The sequence below is a fragment of the Lewinella sp. 4G2 genome (assembly GCF_001625015.1).
GTDB lineage: Bacteria > Bacteroidota > Bacteroidia > Chitinophagales > Saprospiraceae > Neolewinella.
In genome coordinates this window covers 2,532,813-2,551,361 of the sequence record NZ_LVWJ02000014.1, presented here as the reverse complement: position 1 = coordinate 2,551,361, position 18,549 = coordinate 2,532,813, and the positions used below count along the sequence as shown (strand labels likewise).

Below are 18,549 nucleotides of genomic sequence, written 5' to 3'. Positions count from 1 at the left end.
ATGACACCTTGCCTTAAAGACGGTTCAATCCACGAAGGGTAAGATCGGAACCGTTACCAGAAAACACTCGCCATCGGGGTGGTTCTTCACGGCTTCGCACACTTCCTCCCGGGTATCGAAATCACCGAAGTGTTCGGTCTTACCCGGGTGCTTCAGTTCGTACCAGCCACGGAAGTGTTGCTCAACCTCATCGGTGCGCCCTCGGTGGGTCAGCTTTCCAGAACAAACGAGGAAACGGATATCGTCGAAAACATCTTCCAGTTCGGTGACCTCAAGGACGCCCACGAGGGATTGGTCCTTTTTTCGGTAAACCCAGTATTCGTTCTCGCGGAAGTCTGCCATTATCGTCGTGGTTTGTCGTCAGTGGTCATGACCTTGGTTACCGACTCGCCGTAAAGGTAGCAAGGGCTAGGCCGGCAGGTCCCGTTCTCTACTGGATTGGAAATCCTTCATCGAAATACAGTATTGACCGGGACCACCTTCCCGATTGCACTTGATGATAACCCTTCCTGAAGGAATCCATGAGTTAGGACTCCCGCCACCATTCGGACTTGCAGTTTTCTAGGTCCCCGAGGTCAAAGCGCTGGCCCACCATTGGGCTGATGACATCTCCCTTTTCGTCCGCCGTCACGATGCGTTCGATGGGGTCCGACCAGGCGTGGTCGCTCAGCGAGAAGGCACCCCAGTGGATTGGCAAAAGATTGCAGCCCTGCAGGTCTGCGTGCGCCCGCAGCGCCTCTTCCGGCGTCATGTGTACGTTCTGCCAGCGGTCGTGGTACTGCCCGCTATCGAGCATCGTCAGGGTAAACGGCCCCAGTCGCTCACCAATGGCAGCGAAGTGCTGACCGTAACCGCTATCGCCCCCGAAGAAAAGCCGGTGCTTGGGGGTCTGAATGGCGAATCCGCACCATAGTGATTTATTCCGCGTCCCCGGCGAGCGGCCACTGAAGTGGCGGGCAGGCGTCGCCGTGAAGGTGCATCCAGCCAGATCGGCGGATTCCCACCAATCCAGTTCGGTGATTCGATCTGCGGGAACACCCCACTCACGGAGATGGGCCCCTACCCCAAGTGGCGTAAGGAAGTGCTTGGTCCGATCCTTAAGGATCAGAAAAGTATCGTAATCGAGGTGGTCGTAATGATCGTGAGAATAGACGATGAGGTCAATGTCCCCCAACTGTTCGACGGGGTTGTAGCCTTCGTAGGGAAAGCGGTGGCCGAGGAAGGGGACCGGCGCTACCCAGTTACCCAGCATCGGGTCCAGCAGGATCGTCCGGCCGTGGCTCTCCAATCGGAGGGCGGAGTGGCCGTACCAGGTGAGGTAATCCCGGTCATCCTGCACAACGGAGTTTGCGTTGGCAACCGCGATCGGCAAAGCCTTGGGGGGCTGGGTATTCTTGGCCTGCAGGTAGCCGACCAAGTCTCCCATCAGGCTCCGAAAGTCCTCCTGCAGTTTGGTTTTTTCCAGGTTACGGTAGGCGCCCATTCGCCAACGGAGTGGCCGCTCTTTGCGTTTGTTCCGCTCCCTTCGCATCGCACCCGCGCCAGCGCCAAACTGAGGGTCGTTGCGCACTTTACGAGCGACGTATCCGATGGGTAACAGGACCAGGCCAACGAGCCAGTGCGGTTTCATATTTAGTGAAGATTATACTCGGCTGCTGCTAAAAATGAAGCTGCTTAAACTATTAATCGGCAGCCTTAAAGCCACCCGAGGGTAGTTGGAGTGGGCACCTTTTGAACCGTTCGGTAGTGGGTAAGTTCGCCCTTCGGGTCCACCCGGAAAACGCCGAGGTTGCTACTCTTCGTGTTGGCAGTAATGAGCCATTCGCCGTCGGGAGAAAGAATAAGATCTCGTGGGTGGTCGCCACCACTTGGGTTAGCGTGGCGGAATCGAATCTGACCCGCCCGCTCGTCCAGGCGCAGGGCGTTGACCACGCTGAAATTGCGGTCGGAAACGTAGATCATCTTACCGTTGCCCCCAAAACGAATGGCCGCGCCGTGGGCCTCATCAATGACCCTTTCCGGAAGGGCGTTGGCCTGGTGCAGCAACTTGATTGTCGGACCCGACACATCGACTAAGCGGACGGTGCCCTTACACTCACCATTCACTACGGCGTACTTACCGGAAGGGTGCAGGGCGACGTGGCGGGGGCCTTCAAATTCCGAAAACGGTAGATCGGAAGCTGAATCATGGTCAAAACTGCCATCCGGCAACTCATTGAGGACGCGTAGTCTATCCGCTCCGAGATCAGCAACTAGTAAACGGGCGGGGTCTGGTTGGTAAACCGCGCAGTGGGCGTGGGCGGTCCGTTTCGTTTCGGAGGTGAAGCTAAAGGTCTGGCTAACCGCGGAAAGGCTGCCGTCCTTAGCCAGTGGAAGGATCATTACCTGCCCACTGGTGTAGCAACTCACGACCAATCGCCGGCCGGCAAAGGCCAGGTGGCAGGGGTCGGCCCCGTCGATCATTACGGAGCCCAGTTCGCCAAAGGAGAGTTTACCGTCCTTGGCCCGCTTAACCTTGTGAGCGGTCACACCGGCACCCTCCCCCGCGGCGTGCTCGTGCACTACGTAGATGATCTGGCGGGAGCGATCCGTCACCAGATAACTTGGGTTACTCGCTTTGACGAAGCCGAGGAAACGTAGTTCCCCGTCCGCCGGGAAGAAATCATAAACGGAAATACCCCTGGCTTTGCCGGGGGTATTCTCGTCCATTCTTTGGGTATAGCCGCCTACTACTAGCATTCTTTAGGTTTTGGAGCCGCGCCGCAGTGCAAAGAATAACACGACCAGTAATAGCACGAAACCGACCCAAACGATGGGGTTCTCGTACCACTGCTCAGTGTTGATGCTCAGACCGTCTCCATCGAGGCTGATGTCGACGTCCTGGGCGCGTAGTGATGATGTAGTTAGTACCACGGCCAGCGCCGTGAATAGCTTAGTGGTGGTGATGTGTTTCATAGCTCATAGAGCGCACATCTCCTACCATTGTTCACAGCCTTGCCCCCACCCGAAAGCGGTAAGCACTAGTACAGGTCATCCGAGCCAAACATGTCCGATAGGATGTCTTTAAAGCTGAGGCCCCGTTCCATAGATTCCTTATTCAGAATCTCCGTTTCGGCTAAGCCGTGAAGCACCAACTCCATGTAGAGGTACGTATCGGCTTCGGAGAGCTGGCGCTCCATCGTTCCGGTCACGAATTTCTTCAAACCGGCTACTCCGTCCAGCGCCTTGCGGTAGTCATCATTGGAGCCATCGATGAGCAATTCCGCTACGTTGCCGCCGGAGAAATAAGCCCGGATAATACCGTAAGGGTCCGAATCGGAGCGGCCGTCGGCACTGACGTCATTTGGGTCGGGGAAGTGCTCCAGGAAGGTGGATTTGATCACCTTACTCAGCAGATTCATTGCCACGCCGTAGGCACCTTCCTGCTCGCCTTCGTAGACGAGTTCGACCTTGCCGGTGATGGCGGGTACAACGCCCCAGAAATCGGTGATCCGGGCATTCGTGGAAGTGTCCCCCGCCAGTAGTGCGCGGCGTTCGGCGGTAGAGATCATGTTCTCCAGCGCCGTAATACTCATCCGGGCGGAGACGCCAGACTTTTCGTCAACGTACTCACTTTCGCGGGCGGTGAAGGCGAGTTGCTCGAGCATGGTTTGTAGCAAGTCGTCTACAGCTACTAGGTCGGACTGCTCCTTGCGAAGATCAGCCTCCTGTTTGGTGATGGCTTTGGCGATCTCGACCGTCTTGGGGTAGTGGGTGAGGATCTGGCTTTGGATGCGGTCCTTCAACGGCGTGATGATACTCCCGCGGTTCGTGTAATCCTCCGGGTTGGCAGTGAAGACGAACTGTACGTCCAAAGCCAGTCGAAGTTTGAAGCCGCGGATTTGGATGTCGCCTTCCTGCAAAATATTAAAGAGCGCTACCTGGATTCGGGCCTGGAGATCGGGTAACTCATTAATGACGAATAATCCCCGGTGGGCACGCGGTACGAGGCCGAAGTGGATCACCCGTTCGTCAGCGTAGGTCAGTTTTTGGGTGGCGGCTTTGATGGGGTCTACGTCACCGATGAGGTCGGCCACGCTCACGTCGGGGGTGGCCAGTTTTTCTACGTAGCGGTCGTCGCGGTGTACCCATTCGACGGGGGTGTCGTCGCCCTTTTCGGCAATGAGGTCCACGGCGTAGCGGCTGATGGGGTTTAGGGGGTCGTCATTCAATTCGCTGCCGGCCACTACGGGCATGTACTCGTCGAGCAAGTTCACCAGGAGGCGGGCGATCCGGGTCTTTGCCTGGCCGCGCAAGCCGAGTAGCAGGATACTGTGGCGGCTAAGGATGGCGCGTTGAATATCGGGTAGCACCGTATCGTCGAAACCAATGATGCCGGGAAATACTTCCTCCTTATTCTTGAGTTTTCTGATCAGGTTTTCCCGTAGTTCCTGTTTGACGCTGCGGGAGGTGTAGTCGGAAGCCTTGAGGGCGCCGAGGGTAGTAGGATGATTAGCCATTTGATAGTTTGGGGGTTGGGAATGGTAAACGGCGAGGGGGGTGCTTGGTTGTACGGTGTGGTTTTTTTGCCCCGGCTTCACTTTTTATGATGGCGAGTTGAGAGGACTGGCTCTTTTCGACGCGGGCGCTGCCGCAGGTGCGGGGTGAGGGACCGAGAATTACGAGCTTTAACCGGGCGTTTACATCCTTTTACAATTCAAATGAGGCATCCTTTTTACTGGCGGATAACTTGCGGGCATGAAATTGATCCCCTTCCTTTTAGGCCTCCTCTTCCTATTGCCTGGCACCCGCGTCAGCGCCCAACTTCCTTCCCCCAGCCCGCTTGGAACCATCGAGCAAGAGGTGGGAAATACGACCATCAAAGTGCGGTACGAAAGGCCGAGCGCCCGAGGCCGCGAGATCTTCGGTGGCCTGGTTCCCTACGGCGAGGTTTGGCGGACCGGGGCCGGCTACTCTACCACCATCAAAGTTGACAGTGAGGTAAAAATGGGTGGCCAACCACTGGCTGCCGGCACCTATAGCTTGCTGACGATCCCCACCCCGAACGATTGGACAGTTATCCTGAATCAGGATACGGCCATGTACGGCGCTTACGACTATGACCCGCAAAAAGACGTGATCCGATTCAGGACACCGGCCAGGAAAAGTACCCGCCACTACGAGTCGCTGACGATAGACATTGACCTGATCCCCGACAATGCCCGCTTCTACCTTTCCTGGGGCAATACCCAGATCAGCTTCCCCGTCGAAACGACCACCGCAGCGGAAGTTGCCGCACACCTTGAGCGGTTGCTGACGATGCCTATTGACACAAATGCTAATTACGCGTGGGCTGGTGAACACCTCCTCCTGAGCCGGAATAACCTTCAACTTGCGCTGCAGCTCGCTGACCGACAACTACTCGCCAAGCCCACTACCGGCGCCTACCGCGTTAAGATGGACGTCTACGAATACCTGGGTTACCGCGAAAAGGCCATCGCTGCCGCAAGGGCCGCCCTACAGTTTCGGAAGGAGCACCCACTGGATGAGGCTAACCAGAAGTGGAGCCTCAACTTTTGGAACACCCACCTGGCAAGGCTGCTGGAAGAATAGAGGCAACAGGGGTTTTAAGGACCTATGATTTCTTCGCTTGCCGCCAGCACTGAACTTCGGAACAGCAACACCAAACCACTTTATTTACGATCCCTAAAGCCATTTATCACCCGCCATTTGGCCGACGTAGTGTATCTTTCCACCGCTGGAACACAACCATTGTATGGTTCCGGTATTTTACAGTTTATAGATAGCCACAACCAATAGTCGCCATGGTCACCACCCCCACCCTTACCCCCGCCGAAGAGCAATTGGAAATGATCCGCCAGAGCGCGCGGGACTTTGCCGAAGCCCACATCCGCCCCAACTTCATGGAGTGGGATGAGCAGGAGATCTTCCCACGGGATCTTTTTAAAATGATGGGGGAATACGGATTCCTCGGCGTCCTCGTCCCCGAAGAGTACGGTGGCACCGGCCTCGGCTACGCGGAGTACATCACGATCATCGATGAGATCGCAAAAGTTTGCGGATCGATTGGGCTTTCGGTGGCGGCACACAACTCTCTGTGTACCAACCACATCCTGATGTTCGGCAACCAAGAACAGAAGCAGAAGTACTTGCCCGCCCTCGCCAGTGGCGAACACATTGGTGCCTGGGGATTGACGGAGCCCAACACTGGTTCCGATGCCGGCCGGATGCGTACCGTAGCCGTCAAACAAGACGATGGTAGCTACATCCTGAATGGCGCAAAGAATTTCATCACCCACGGCATCAGTGGCGAGGTGGCCGTAGTAATCGTCCGGACGGGTGAGCTACTCGATAGCCATGGCATGACGGCCTTCATCGTCGAGCGGGGCGATAAGGGTTTCCGTGGCGGAAAGAAGGAAATGAAACTCGGGATGCGCGCCAGCGAAACGGCGGAGCTCATCTTCGAAGATTGCCACCTCCCGGCGGACCGCATCCTCGGCGAAGTCGGGGAAGGCTTTATCCAATCCATGAAGATCCTCGACGGCGGCCGCATCAGTATCGCTGCCCTCTCCGTCGGCATCGCTCACGGTGCTTTCGACGCCGCGTTGGCGTACTCCAAAGAACGCGAGCAGTTTGGCAAGGCCATCAGCAAATTCCAGGCCATCTCCTTCAAGTTGGCCCACATGGCCACCGAGATCCAGGCCGCCGAATTACTGACCCGCGAAGCCGGCCGTTTGAAGGACGCCGGGCTTCCCGTCACCCAAATGTCCGCCATGGCTAAGCTGCACGCTAGCGAGACGGCCTGCATGGTGGCAAATGAAGGCGTACAGATCTTCGGTGGTTACGGCTTCACGCGGGAATACCCGGCGGAGAAGTTCTACCGGGATTGCAAACTACTCACCATCGGTGAGGGCACCTCGGAAATTCAGAAGCTGGTCATCAGCCGGAACCTTTTGCGCAAGTAGGTCGGGGTGCCGCCCTGCCGCCCCGCCGGAGTAAAAGTATTTAGCTATTCGACCTAACAATCCTGTGGCGCCGCCTATCTTGGCGCCGATGTTTTCAATGGTCCCCGCAATCTGGCGTCTGCTTCGTTTCCCCAACCTGATCATGGTGGCGATCACGCAGTACCTGATCCTGTTCCAGGTCATCCACCCCGCGTTGCTGGAAGCTGGCGTTAAGCCGGTCATTACGCCACTGAAATTTCTCGAGTTTGCGGCCATTACGGTAGCCATCACGGCTTCCGGGTACGTGATCAACGACATCCAGGATATTGAGATCGACGAGATCAACCGACCGGGCGCCAATCCCGTACCCTTTTTGAATACGGACCGGGCTTACTGGATCTACGGCTCCTTGCTACTCGGTGGGTACCTCATTAGCCATTTGATGGCCTTCCGCCTTGGGGAGAGAGATGCCCTGTGGATGTACCCGCTCTTCGTGGGTAGCCTCGCCATGTATTCCGTTTACCTGAAGCGGAAACCGCTTATGGGCAACCTGATCGTGGCCATTTACTGTGGCGCCGTTGTGGGCCTCGTCGTTGCGCTGGAGCGGACCTCCCTCAGGATGTTAGCCTCCATTGATTACCGGTCCTTCCTCCACGTCCAGGCGGTGTACTTGTTCTTCCTCATCATCGCGATTGTAGCCACGATGTACCGGGAGATCATCAAGGATTTGCAGGACATCGAAGGAGACCGGGTAGGGATGCGGCAGACGGCGCCGATCATTTGGGGCATTCCCGCAGCGAAGTACATCGCCATGGGCATGGGCGGGCTCATGATCATCAACCTGGTTTACCCGCTCCTTACGGCCTGGCCGGGCTTCTACAACCCTGCCGTGATGTCCTACATCGCCTTCCTGGTGATCATTCTGTTGGGCATCATGTACCAAACCTTCAAGGCGGAGGATTCAAAGGACTACAAATTGATCAGCCGGGCAATAAAAGCATTCCTACTAGGTGGACTGGCGCTGATCTTTCTGATTAAAGTAGCACCCTGATGGCCATCTTTATTCACCCCACGGCGGTTGTGGACGAAGGCGCCCGCCTTGGCGACGGCACCAAGATCTGGCATTTCTGCCACCTCATGCCCGGTTGCCAACTCGGCGCTCGCTGCAACCTTGGCCAGAATGTTTTCGTAGCGGAAGGGGTAACGCTTGGCCGTAACTGCAAAGTGCAAAACAACGTCAGCCTCTACACCGGCGTCACGGCGGGAAACGACGTTTTTATTGGCCCATCGGCCGTTTTTACTAACGTCAAAAACCCGCGTTCAGCCGTTAACCGCCGGGGGCAATACTTACCTACCACTTTGGGTGATGGGGTCACGATTGGAGCCAACGCCGTCATCGTTTGCGGTACTACCATCGCTGACTACGCCATGGTCGGGGCCGGCTCGGTCGTCACTAAAGACATTGCGCCCTATTCGCTCGTGGTGGGCAACCCCGCTCGCCACCTCTACTACGTCAGCAAGGCCGGAGAGCGGTTAGACTTTGACGCTTCCGGCACCGCATTTTGCGCTGCCGCAGGTGAAAAGTACGGATTGACAAAAGGGACCTGCCACGTAGTAATCGACTGAACCGGTTTACCTTCGCACCAAACTTCATACCATCGTACAGGCAAAAGAAATACAGTTCCTCGTCGTAGGCATGGGCCACATCGGCCGCCGCCACGCCGCCCTGATTGCCGCCCATCCCGAAGCCCAACTTCTGGGGGTATGTGATATCCGGCCAGCTACTGACCTGAACTGGCCCGACGGGTTAGCAGGGACCACCCACTACCCTTCCCTTGAACAAGCTTTATCCCGACCTGGCCAGTTCGACGTCGCCTGCATCTGCACGCCCAATGGCTTACACGCTGACCAAGCCGTAGCGGCATTGGAAGCCGGCCTCCACGTCGTAATTGAAAAGCCCATCGCCCTCACTACGGAGGATGCGGAACGGATCGCAACTGCTGCCCGGAAGAGTGAGAGGGAAGTTTTCGGCGTAATGCAAAATCGATACAGCCCCGCCTCCGCCTGGCTTAAGTCCCTGCTCGATCAACGGCGCTTGGGTAAGGTCCTCCAGGTCCACCTGGACTGTTTTTGGAATCGGGACCACCGGTATTACTCGGTCCCGGACCCGGCACCCGCGGCAGCGCCCACGGATCGAATGCCTCACCCCTGGCACGGGCACCAGGAGTTGGACGGGGGCGTCCTTTACACCCAGTTCGCTCACTTTATTGATCTCCTCTGCTGGGGTTTCGGAGAGCCGACGATCGACTTCGCCCGCTTCGCCAACCAGAACCACGAGGACTTTCACGACTTTGCGGATACGGGTAGCGTGGTATTCAGCCTACCGGGAGACGTGCGCGGTTCCCTCAATTTCAGCACGGCGATCTGGGACCGAAATTTTGAATCCACCCTCACTGTAATCGGCACTAAAGGCACCGTCAAACTGGGTGGGCAGTACATGAACGACGTCCGCCACTGCCACGTAGAAGATCTGGATTTTCCGGACCTCCCCGCCAGCGCCCCCGGCAACGATTACGGCGGTTACACCGGCTCCGCGGCGAACCACCACTTTGTAATCGATAACGTAGTCGACGTCCTAAACGGCCGTGCAAAAGTGGCTACCCCGGTGAGCGAAGGGATCGCGGTGGTTAGGGCCATTGAGGCCATGTATAACTGTCGCTGATTGTGGCCACCATTTTCCTGGAAACCGTGTTGGAGACGGACATCGAAACGGCTTTTGACGCAGCCCGCTCGATTGACCTCCACCTTGAAAGTGCCTCCCAGACCAACGAACGGGCTATTGCGGGCCGGACGAGTGGCCTGATCGAACTCGGCGACCGCACCCGGTGGCGAGCCAGACACTTCGGTATATACCAGGAACTGGAGATTGAAATCACGGCGATGGACCGCCCGTATTATTTCGTCGACGAGATGGTGGACGGTGCTTTCAAATCCATGAAACACACCCACACTTTCACGGTAGTCAAGCCAAACCAAACACGGATGACGGACCGGTTTGAATTCACCGCTCCGTTGGGTTTACTCGGCCGCTTTGCGGAGTGGCTTTTCCTGGAAGCCTACATGACCAGGTTCCTAAAGACCAGAAACGAAATACTCGCCAATCATTTCCGGGTGCAGCAAAGCGCCTAAGCCAAAATCCCCTTCACCACGTGCCCGTGTACGTCCGTCAGTCGGTAGCGGCGGCCCTGGTGTTTGAAGATCAGCTTTTCGTGGTCCACACCCAGAAGATGAAGCATCGTCGCCTGAAAATCGTGGACGTGAACGCCGTTCTCGGCAATATTGTAGCCAAAATCGTCCGTCTTTCCGTAGACCATACCGGGTTTGACGCCGCCGCCGGCCATCCAGATGGAGAAGCATCGGGGGTGGTGGTCCCGACCGTAATTATCGATGGTCAGCTTCCCCTGGCTGAAGGCCGTGCGGCCAAATTCTCCTCCCCAAACGACGAGGGTATCCTCAAGTAAGCCGCGTTGTTTCAGGTCCTTGATGAGCGCGGCGCTAGCCTGGTCCGAGCTCCTGGCCATTTCGCTGATGCCGGTCGGGAGATTTCCGTGTTGGTCCCAACCCATGTGGTAGAGCTGGACGAAGGGTACGTCCCGCTCGGCCAGGCGGCGGGCCATCAGACAGTTGGCGGCGAAGGTGCCGGGTTTGCGGGCATCCTCTCCGTACATGTCGAAGATGTAATCCGGCTCGTCGCTGAAGTCGGTGATCTCCGGCACGCTGGCCTGCATGCGATAGGCCATCTCGTACTGGTTGATTTTGGAGTCGATCTCAGTATCCCCCCAATGCTGTTGCTGTTCTCGGTCCAGGCTTTCCAGCACGTTGAGCTCCATCCGCCGGCGGTCGCGATTGATGCCGTTGGGATTATTGAGGAACAGGACCGGGTCCTTACCACTCCGAAACTGTACGCCCTGGTGGTGACTGGGCAGGAAGCCGCTGGACCAGGACTGCATATTGAGGTTCTGCACGTCATCCCGACCCTTGCTCAGCAACACGACGAAGGAGGGCAGATTCTTATTCGCACTACCCAGGCCGTAGCTCATCCACGCGCCAACGCTGGGCCGGCCAACCTGCTGGCTACCCGTTTGCATGAAGATGGTAGCCGGTTCGTGGTTGATCGCCTCGGTGTACATGGAGTTGACCACGCAAAGATCCTCTGCTACACTCGCCGTGTGGGGCATGAGCGAACTAAAGTAGCCTCCCGTCTTCGCGCTGCGGGTAAATTCAAACTTGGAGCCTACCAACGGGAAACTAGACTGGGCCGCCAGCATCCCCGACAAGCGCTGAGTCCCGCGGACGGAATCAGGTATTTCTTCGCCCCAACGTTCGTTGAGCAGGGGCTTGTAATCAAAGGTTTCCAGGTGGCTGGGGGCGCCAGCCTGGAATAGATAGATCACCCGTTTCGCTTTGGGAGCGTGGTGGTAGTTGGGCATCGCGCCACCGTTGCCGGGGCCGGTCACTAATCCTTTTTCCGCGCCGGCGAATAATTGACCGGGGGCAATGAGGCTACCGAGCGCAAGTGCACCCAAGCCCTTGGAAGTAGTCTTCAAAAAGTCCCGCCGGGAAGCCCGTAAGTAGGCACGTTGGATGTCGGTCAGCATGAGGCGAAGTTTAAAGGGAGTGGATGGCTTTACAACGAGCTAAAGGATATCAATTTTTGTAGTACCCTTCCTGAGAATTCATCACTGTGTTGGCGACCCGTGCCATGGCGGCGAGTTTGGCCGATCCGGCGCGTTGGTCCGTTTGGTGATATCCCGTATTGAGAAAATCTTGAGCGGCCAGCGGGTGGTCGTCGAAGTAGTTCAGCTCGTTCTCATAGTACTGCTGGATGATCTCCCGTTCGTTTGGCGTAGGGTGCCGGCCGATGAGGTTCCTGAAAATGAGATCCGCCGCCTCCACCTCGTTGCGGGAATCGGCCAGGGAGTTCGCCGCCAGCACCCGGCAGGCTTCCAGGATCTGTGGATCGTTCAGCATCACCAGTGCTTGCAGGGGCGTGCTGGACCGTTGCCGGCGGACCTGGCACTCGCCGCGCAAACTCGCGTCGAAGGTCAGCATCGCGGGTGAGGGGGAGTTCCGCTTCCAGAAAGTGTAGAGACTGCGCCGGTAAAGCCCGTTCTCCTGGTCTTCGATGTAGGCCGGAGAGAAACCGTGGTTGTTTACCTCCTTCCACAAGCCCTGCGGTTGGTAGGGGAAGACGGACTGCCCACCCACTTTCTCCTCCAGCAGGCCGGAGCTTGCCAGGGCGTTATCCCGCACCATCTCAGCGGAGCGGCGGTACCGTGGAGCCCGGGCCAGCCAGTAGTTGCCGGCGTCGCGGTCCAAAAGGTCCTGGCGGATCTTGCTGCTCTGCTTGTAGGTGCTACTCGTCACCATCATCCGGACGAGCCGCTTCACGTCCCAGCCGTTCTCGCGGAAGTCGACGGCCAGCCAGTCTAGTAATTCCGGATGGCTGGGGAGAGAACCCTGGTTGCCAAAATCTTCGACGCTTTCCACGAGTCCGCGGCCGAACATGACGTACCAAAGTTGATTGACGGCAACGCGAGCGGTAAGGGGATTCTGTTGATCCGTCAACCAGCGAGCCAGTCCGAGGCGGTTGCGGGGGGCGTCTTCCGGCCACGCCAGCAGATTTTCGGGCACTCCCGGCTCTACTTCCGCGCCGTGTTCATCGTAGACGCCCCGGTTCAGGATGTAAGCCGGCCGGGGGCTGGTGTTATCCCCCATCACCATGATCTCGCGGACGGTATCAATGGTAGTGACGGCCGAAGTCCGCAATTGATTTAATTTTTGCTTCAGGGCGAGTACGTCTGCATTCTGGTGCAGCAATTGGTACTCGCTTTGTTCGGCCTCGTCGCTACCCAGGCTCCACTGCCCGAGGGGGCGCTCGTAGAGGTAGCGGGCGATCAGGTCACCGGCTTCTACGTTCAGAACGCGAACTTCATCAATGCGGCCACCCGCGAAGTCTTCGTCGTAGAAGCGCTCCCCGATGGCCAGGCCGGGGTAGTCAGCGTAAATCGTTGCGCCGCTTTCCCGGAGGAAGGGTTTGGTGCTCCTCACCAAGTGGTTGCGCATGACCGAGGGTGTCACGGGATTACCGTCGCGGTAGATCCGCATTCCGGCGGCGTCGCTGCTTCCGTCGTAGGACCAGACGAAGTGGGTCCAGGTCTCGTTGGCTAGGGGTTCGTCCACCCGCAAGTCAATACTCTGGTAGGGGTGGGAATGGTTCAGCCGGAGGTGGACGCGGTTGCTGTCCAGCACGACGTCCCAACCCCGGTAGCCCTGAATACGGGTATTGGAGTTGTACAGTACGTGTGCCTCTTCAAACAACTCCGGGGTATAAATCCAGAAGCAGACCGTGTAGGGGTCTCCCCGTTCGAAGGCACTACCCGCTCCGTCAGATGAGAGGTAGCTCGTGCCAATTTCAATGGCCTGCCCGATTTTTCCTTCCACGATTGGGTGAGGATTCCAATTCAATTTCCGACCGGGCGCGTGTTCCCGTACCGGGCTCTCGTCAAAAGTCAGGTGGTTAACGGTTTTGCTATCCACGAAGCGCGCGACTTCCTGCGATGTAAGCTTGGGCGCTGCCGCAGGTGCCGTGGAAAGGGCAGTAGACAACTCCGCTTCCTCCGCCGCGATCATCTCCAGGAGGTGATCGTAAATGCGTTGGGTTTCCGCCGAAGGGAGCGGGAGGGTCGGCCCGGCGTTCATACTCAGCGCGTGGTTTACGTCCATGGAATTCTGGACGCCGTTGAGCCCAAAGATGCCGTCGCCCCGCTCAACGGTGCTGTTGAAGAAGCCGAAGAGCTCGAAGTAATTCTTCTGGCTGAAGGGGTCGTACTTGTGGTCGTGGCAACGGGCGCAGCCGACGGTGAGGCCCATGAAGGCCGTCCCCACGGTGTTGGCCCGGTCGGCCACGTACTCCACCCGGAACTCTTCGGGGATGATGCCACCTTCAGAATTCTGCTTGTGGTTCCGGTTGAAGGCGGTGGCCAGGATCTGGTCCGTAGTTGGGTTTTCGAAAAGGTCCCCCGCAATCTGCCACTTCACGAATTCATCGTAGGGCAGATTTTCGTTGTAGGCTTTGATGACCCAGTCGCGGTAGGGAAACATCTCGTGGTGGAAGTCATCCAGGTAGCCTTCGGAATCCGCGAAGCGGGCGACGTCCATCCAGTAATTGGCCATCCGTTCCCCGTAGGCGGGGCGGGCGATGAGTTCGTCCACCATTGTCTCGTACCAATCCGGTTCGCCGGCGGCTTCCCAACGGTCGAGTTCGGGGATGGATGGGGGGAGACCGGTCAGGTCGAAGTAGGCCCGGCGGATGAGGTAGGGCCGCTCGGCTTCGGGGCTGGGGGCGACATCTTCCAACTCGAGCTTGGCCGCTACGAAACGGTCGATCTCGTTGGTGGCCCACTCTTCCCCGGCGGAGGGGACGTCAGGCTTGACGGGAGCGACGAAGGCCCAGTGCTCTTTGTACTCCGCCCCCTGTTCGACCCATTTCGTCAGGACGGCGATTTCCTCATCGGTGAGGCTGAGGTTGGATTCTGGCGTTGGCATCACCAGTTCAGGATCGTCGGAAGTGATGCGGTGGATCATTTCACTGCCGCGCAGGCTACCACCCTTGATGGCCGTTTTACCGGATTCCAGCGCAGCGTAGGCGCCCTCAGGCGTGTCGAGGCGCAGGCCCGCTTGCTGGTTCTGCATATCCGGACCGTGGCAGGCGTAGCAGCGGTCGGACAGGATCGGCTTCACGTGGAAGTTGAAGTCGATCGTCTCCGGCAGGCGCTCGTAGGCTTCCGCAACGCCGTCGGACATGCCCGGCCCGCAAGCCAGCAGGGGCAGGAAACAAAGCAAAACCAATGCGACTCGGGTGGGCGTAGACAAAACGTGAGTATTGAGGCGATCGACGATAGCAAGACAATTCAACGCGGAGGGTATTTGAAAACAAATTCCATTTACGTTGGAACTACCCCGTTTAATTGGGCAGCGTTGCTATCGCTAATATAAGGGCCTGCCTCCCACCAAATTAACCCACCTTGTCACATCCTTTGCACGTGGGCAAGTACAATCGATTGGACCCACGCTGGCCTCAATGTCGGGCTCGAAATATAAATACGCTTACCAGTAGTATCGCAAACCCGCCGTCGCGCCGTAAGTAACTACGCGTGGGTTCAGCCCCCCTTCTTCCCCATCCCATTCACTGAGGAAGCCACCGTACTGCACATTGATTCGGAAGCCTAATTGGGACGAGATTTGGTAACCGCCACCCAAGCGTAGGCTGTAGGACCACGCCGAAGGGTTAAGCCCAGTTGCCGTGCGGTCCTGCCCTTCCGGATTGACGCGGCGCACGGTGGAGGACGTCGTAAAGTGATGGGCTAGCCCGACGCCCAAACCGTAGTTGAAATTACCCGCTTGCCGTTCGTAATCGAGACGTACGGGGAGGTAATAGGTCGTGTAGTGGTCTGTATGGTGGAAATTAACCCGGCGGATGCCCGGTACGGAATCGGTAGTGGTTTGCGCCACGATCCGGTCGCCCGAACGGAAAATGGTATCCACGGTCCCGGGTTGGAATACCTTGGTCTCCACCTCACTGGAGAAGCCGTGCTGGCTACGGAGGTCCATCCGGCCCACCCCGGAGGATAGGATAAAATGAGTCCCGATTCGACGGCCGAGGTTGAACTCCGCAACGCCACCCAGGCGGTTATCGGACAAGTTATGTTGTAGGAGTCCACCGTTGAATTCCGTCACCCAACGGTGCTGGGAAGTAAATTTTGTGAAGGAGATAGGTTCCTTGGGTTGGGGAGCTACTTCCGCTAGGGGAAGGTCGCTCCGTTGGGAGGTGACGGCCACTGGCAGTTCCAATGCGTCAATTCTCCGGCTAGCTGATTGTATTTGAGTGGGAGTTTCCTCCTGCGAAATAAGGGATGTTTGTTCCACCTCACCCGGCACCCGCGGCAGCGCCAAATCCTTCGCGGGTGAAGAGCTGAGGGGTAGCCCGGGCGAATTACCCGGGCTACTAACATCCTCAACAAAGTCACGAGTTGTAAAAATTTCAATCTCAGAATTAGAACGCAAGTCAATAGGGCCGGAGCTGGAAGCAGCCTCCGAGGTAAATGAATGTCCGTTGTTGTTTGTATTTAAAACTGAAGACGGGGAGCTGGAAGCAGCTCCCGAAGGTGTAGTAAGATTCCTGTTATTATCAATAGTAGTTGGCTCACCGGAAGCGGTGTCATTATTAGTTGAATTAGCTGATTGCTGCACTACTGTAGGGGTAGCCTCCGCCACGATCGGTGAGGCCCCTTCAGTTTCGTTTAAGCCCAGGCAGTAGGTCAGGCCCACCAGCAGGAGCGCGCCGAGGCCAAGTGGCCAGTAGCGGCCAAAGAAGCCCGGCTTGGGCTGCAGGGCCGGCATATCCTCGAAGGCGAAACCTTCGGGGATGCCGCCGCTGGCGTAGCTCCCTAACTTATCGTTGAGGGCGCCGCGGTCGCTATCGGGCTGGTGATCAGAATAAGGCATAAGAGAGTGTTACAAGTTTGGAAAGGTGGCGCCGTAAAATGACCTTGGCGCGGCTGAGTTGGCTGCGGGAGCCGGCGGGCGTTATCCCAAGACGGTCGGCGATCTCCTGGTGGGAGTAGCCTTCGACAACGTGCAAATTGAAGACCGTCCTAAACCCCACCGGCAGCCCGCTGATCAAATCAACTAGATACTCAGCTTCTAAGTGTTGTAAGTCTGAAACGACGGATGGCTCCCGGCCCGCCAGGATGTCCAGGTCCTCCGTCTGAAAACGGTGGCGGCCCCGCAGGTGATCAATCACCTGCGAGACCACCACGCTCCGTAACCACGGCCGCAGTTCCCCCTTTGCCGCATCGTAGCGGTCGTACTTCCGGAAGAGCTGTAGGAAAATGTCCTGCACCAAATCCTTCTGGTCCGCCTCGTGGACGCCGTAGCGACGCACGATGGTGAGCACGTAGGGGAGCCAACTTTCGTAGAATTGTTTATTCACAAGGGTCTTCGATCGGGACGTTGAAGGTGGCCGTAAACACGCTCAGGTCAGCCTGCGCGTAATCGCTGCATTCCGGGTTGCTACCGCCGATGATGGCCACGGCGCGGGCGTCGTAAAGTTGCACGGAAAGCTCGCCGCTGATGAAGCCGGGCGTATCAAAATTAGCCGTAAAGGTGGTCTCCGAAGTTTGGCAAGCCGCCGCGGTGCCCTCGTAAGCGAAAGCCGTGATGTCAGTATCATTCTCCTGCGCGAAGCCGGCAACGATACCGTACTGCTCCTTAAGAACTGGCAAGCCCGCTTCATCCAACGTGAAGTTGATATACAGGAACGTATCACTCGTAACGGTGATGGATGTTACGCCATCAGGAACACAGTTGATCCGGTCAGAGGAAATAACGTAATCACCCGGCGTACGTTCCCAGGCGGTGCCCTTCGAGATCCGGATGGCGTCAGTGCTGACGGATTTGAGGTTGAAAACGGGTTCCACTTCCACCACGACGGGTTCATTGGGTACTGGTTCTTCGACGACCAGCAGGCCATTGTCGTCCTCACAACTGGCGAAGGCAAACAAAAGCAAGAGTAAATAAAAAGAATTACGCATCTAAATATGGGTTATAGGTGCTGCTGGAATATCCCAGCCACCCTCCAGTACGGAGCAAGGTTTCGAAACGTTGCACGCCTGGGAAAACTTTTTGGCACAAACCCTCGGTTGCCGCTTTACCCATCGTTTGGGCGCTAACGCAGGTACCAAGTTCAGGACCGAAAACAGACTGAACCCCAGTATGATAGGTGAACAACACGGCCGGATTTCCATTAGGCATCCATGCGCAACTACTTCTTCCCCACCCTCCTCGTTCTCGTTTGCCTCCTGAGTGCTTGTACCGTCTCCCAACAGAAAAACGCCGTCGGCAACACCGGGGCTAATACGAACGTGACGAATAAAACCTCCGGCCTCCGGACGATCACTGACTTTACGGACAACAACCTAGGATGGTCCATTCAGGACGACCGGGTAATGGGTGGCGTCTCCCGCGGCAACGCCGAACTGACGGAGACGGGCCACCTCCGCTTCTGGGGTACCGTCAGCCTGGAAAACAACGGCGGCTTTTCTTCAGTGCAATCCAATTACGACCAGACCTACGACCTGGAGGGAACCAAGAAGTTCGTCCTCCGCGTCAAGGGCGACGGTAAGGACTACACCTTCCGCGTTAAACGCGCCCGCAGCGAACGCCACAGCTACGCCCACACCTTTCCAACCACCGGGGAATGGGAAACTGTGGAGATCCCCTTTGGTGAATTGACGCCTACCTTTCGTGGCTATACCCCCAACTTACCCGCTTACGCCGGGGAGCCAATCAACCAACTGCGGTTTTTGATCGGGAATAAGAAGCCGCAGGATTTTGAGTTGCTGGTGGACCGGGTTGGGGTGGAGTGATTGGACGCCGTGCACTACCTACTATTTTATGCAAGGCAACGCGTCAGTCAGCTTAGAAATGCCTTGGATCTAAGTTAGCCACCGCGGTTATTATTTAGGCGAGCGCATAAATTACG

General features: G+C 57.2%; 17 protein-coding genes. 7 read left to right on the top strand and 10 right to left on the bottom strand.

The genetic code is table 11. The annotated features are described in order from the left end of the window. Nucleotides 1-24 precede the first annotated feature (24 nt). The 5 genes from A3850_RS10780 to A3850_RS10760 form a co-directional block, all read right to left on the bottom strand. Nucleotides 25-342 (bottom strand): hypothetical protein, encoded by a 318-nt coding sequence (locus A3850_RS10780; RefSeq protein ID WP_068216391.1) that lies wholly within the window; start codon nucleotides 340-342, stop codon nucleotides 25-27. 184 nt (nucleotides 343-526) lie between these two features. Further along, complete coding sequence (locus A3850_RS10775; protein WP_068216389.1) at nucleotides 527-1,630, bottom strand: MBL fold metallo-hydrolase; 1,104 nt, start codon at nucleotides 1,628-1,630, stop codon at nucleotides 527-529. A gap of 65 nt (nucleotides 1,631-1,695) precedes the next feature. Further along, nucleotides 1,696-2,739: a beta-propeller fold lactonase family protein gene (locus A3850_RS10770; RefSeq protein WP_082921754.1), complete on the bottom strand. Its 1,044-nt coding sequence runs from the start codon at nucleotides 2,737-2,739 to the stop codon at nucleotides 1,696-1,698. A 3-nt stretch (nucleotides 2,740-2,742) separates the two neighbouring features. Continuing rightward, nucleotides 2,743-2,955, bottom strand: coding sequence for a hypothetical protein (locus tag A3850_RS10765; protein WP_068216384.1), 213 nt, complete (start codon nucleotides 2,953-2,955; stop codon nucleotides 2,743-2,745). A 65-nt stretch (nucleotides 2,956-3,020) separates the two neighbouring features. After that, entirely contained in the window at nucleotides 3,021-4,499 is a 1,479-nt protein-coding gene (locus A3850_RS10760) for a sigma 54-interacting transcriptional regulator (protein WP_068216381.1), read from the bottom strand. A 238-nt stretch (nucleotides 4,500-4,737) separates the two neighbouring features. Here A3850_RS10760 and A3850_RS10755 point away from each other — a divergent pair, with 238 nt between their 5' ends. The 6 genes from A3850_RS10755 (at nucleotide 4,738) to A3850_RS10730 (ending at nucleotide 10,133) form a co-directional block, all read left to right on the top strand. After that, nucleotides 4,738-5,592, top strand: a complete 855-nt coding sequence (locus A3850_RS10755; RefSeq protein ID WP_068216379.1) for a DUF2911 domain-containing protein — start codon at nucleotides 4,738-4,740, stop codon at nucleotides 5,590-5,592. Nucleotides 5,593-5,804: 212 nt separating this feature from the next. After that, a complete protein-coding gene (locus A3850_RS10750) occupies nucleotides 5,805-6,965 on the top strand; it encodes an acyl-CoA dehydrogenase family protein (protein WP_068216377.1) in 1,161 nt (386 codons plus the stop codon). An 88-nt stretch (nucleotides 6,966-7,053) separates the two neighbouring features. Then, entirely contained in the window at nucleotides 7,054-7,995 is a 942-nt protein-coding gene (locus tag A3850_RS10745) for a UbiA family prenyltransferase (protein ID WP_068216375.1), read from the top strand. Then, nucleotides 7,995-8,570, top strand: coding sequence for an acyltransferase (locus A3850_RS10740; RefSeq protein ID WP_068216373.1), 576 nt, complete (start codon nucleotides 7,995-7,997; stop codon nucleotides 8,568-8,570). Before A3850_RS10745 ends, A3850_RS10740 begins: the two co-directional genes overlap by 1 nt. A gap of 31 nt (nucleotides 8,571-8,601) precedes the next feature. Next, the gene (locus tag A3850_RS10735) at nucleotides 8,602-9,666 is read left to right on the top strand and encodes a Gfo/Idh/MocA family protein (protein WP_076639940.1); all 1,065 of its coding nucleotides are present in this window, start codon (nucleotides 8,602-8,604) and stop codon (nucleotides 9,664-9,666) included. 2 nt (nucleotides 9,667-9,668) lie between these two features. Continuing rightward, nucleotides 9,669-10,133 carry an SRPBCC family protein gene (locus A3850_RS10730; RefSeq protein ID WP_068216369.1) on the top strand — a complete coding sequence of 155 codons (465 nt, stop codon included), beginning with the start codon at nucleotides 9,669-9,671 and terminating at the stop codon, nucleotides 10,131-10,133. On the opposite strand, the gene A3850_RS10725 is transcribed toward A3850_RS10730, so the two are convergent. The 5 genes from A3850_RS10725 to A3850_RS10705 form a co-directional block, all read right to left on the bottom strand. Next, nucleotides 10,130-11,602 carry a DUF1501 domain-containing protein gene (locus A3850_RS10725; protein WP_068216367.1) on the bottom strand — a complete coding sequence of 491 codons (1,473 nt, stop codon included), beginning with the start codon at nucleotides 11,600-11,602 and terminating at the stop codon, nucleotides 10,130-10,132. The genes A3850_RS10730 and A3850_RS10725 overlap by 4 nt on opposite strands. Before the next feature lie 49 nt (nucleotides 11,603-11,651). After that, nucleotides 11,652-14,879 carry a DUF1553 domain-containing protein gene (locus A3850_RS10720; protein WP_068216365.1) on the bottom strand — a complete coding sequence of 1,076 codons (3,228 nt, stop codon included), beginning with the start codon at nucleotides 14,877-14,879 and terminating at the stop codon, nucleotides 11,652-11,654. A gap of 234 nt (nucleotides 14,880-15,113) precedes the next feature. After that, nucleotides 15,114-16,511, bottom strand: a complete 1,398-nt coding sequence (locus A3850_RS10715; protein ID WP_068216363.1) for a hypothetical protein — start codon at nucleotides 16,509-16,511, stop codon at nucleotides 15,114-15,116. Then, nucleotides 16,498-16,998: an RNA polymerase sigma factor gene (locus tag A3850_RS10710; RefSeq protein WP_068216362.1), complete on the bottom strand. Its 501-nt coding sequence runs from the start codon at nucleotides 16,996-16,998 to the stop codon at nucleotides 16,498-16,500. Before A3850_RS10710 ends, A3850_RS10715 begins: the two co-directional genes overlap by 14 nt. Beyond that, on the bottom strand, nucleotides 16,991-17,599 hold the full coding sequence (locus A3850_RS10705) for a hypothetical protein (protein ID WP_068216360.1): 609 nt from the start codon (nucleotides 17,597-17,599) through the stop codon (nucleotides 16,991-16,993). The genes A3850_RS10710 and A3850_RS10705 overlap by 8 nt, the downstream gene beginning before the upstream one ends. 222 nt (nucleotides 17,600-17,821) lie before the next feature. On the opposite strand from A3850_RS10705, the gene A3850_RS10700 reads away from it, so the two are divergent. Beyond that, on the top strand, nucleotides 17,822-18,433 hold the full coding sequence (locus A3850_RS10700) for a CIA30 family protein (protein ID WP_082921752.1): 612 nt from the start codon (nucleotides 17,822-17,824) through the stop codon (nucleotides 18,431-18,433). The last annotated feature ends 116 nt before the right edge of the window (nucleotides 18,434-18,549 follow it).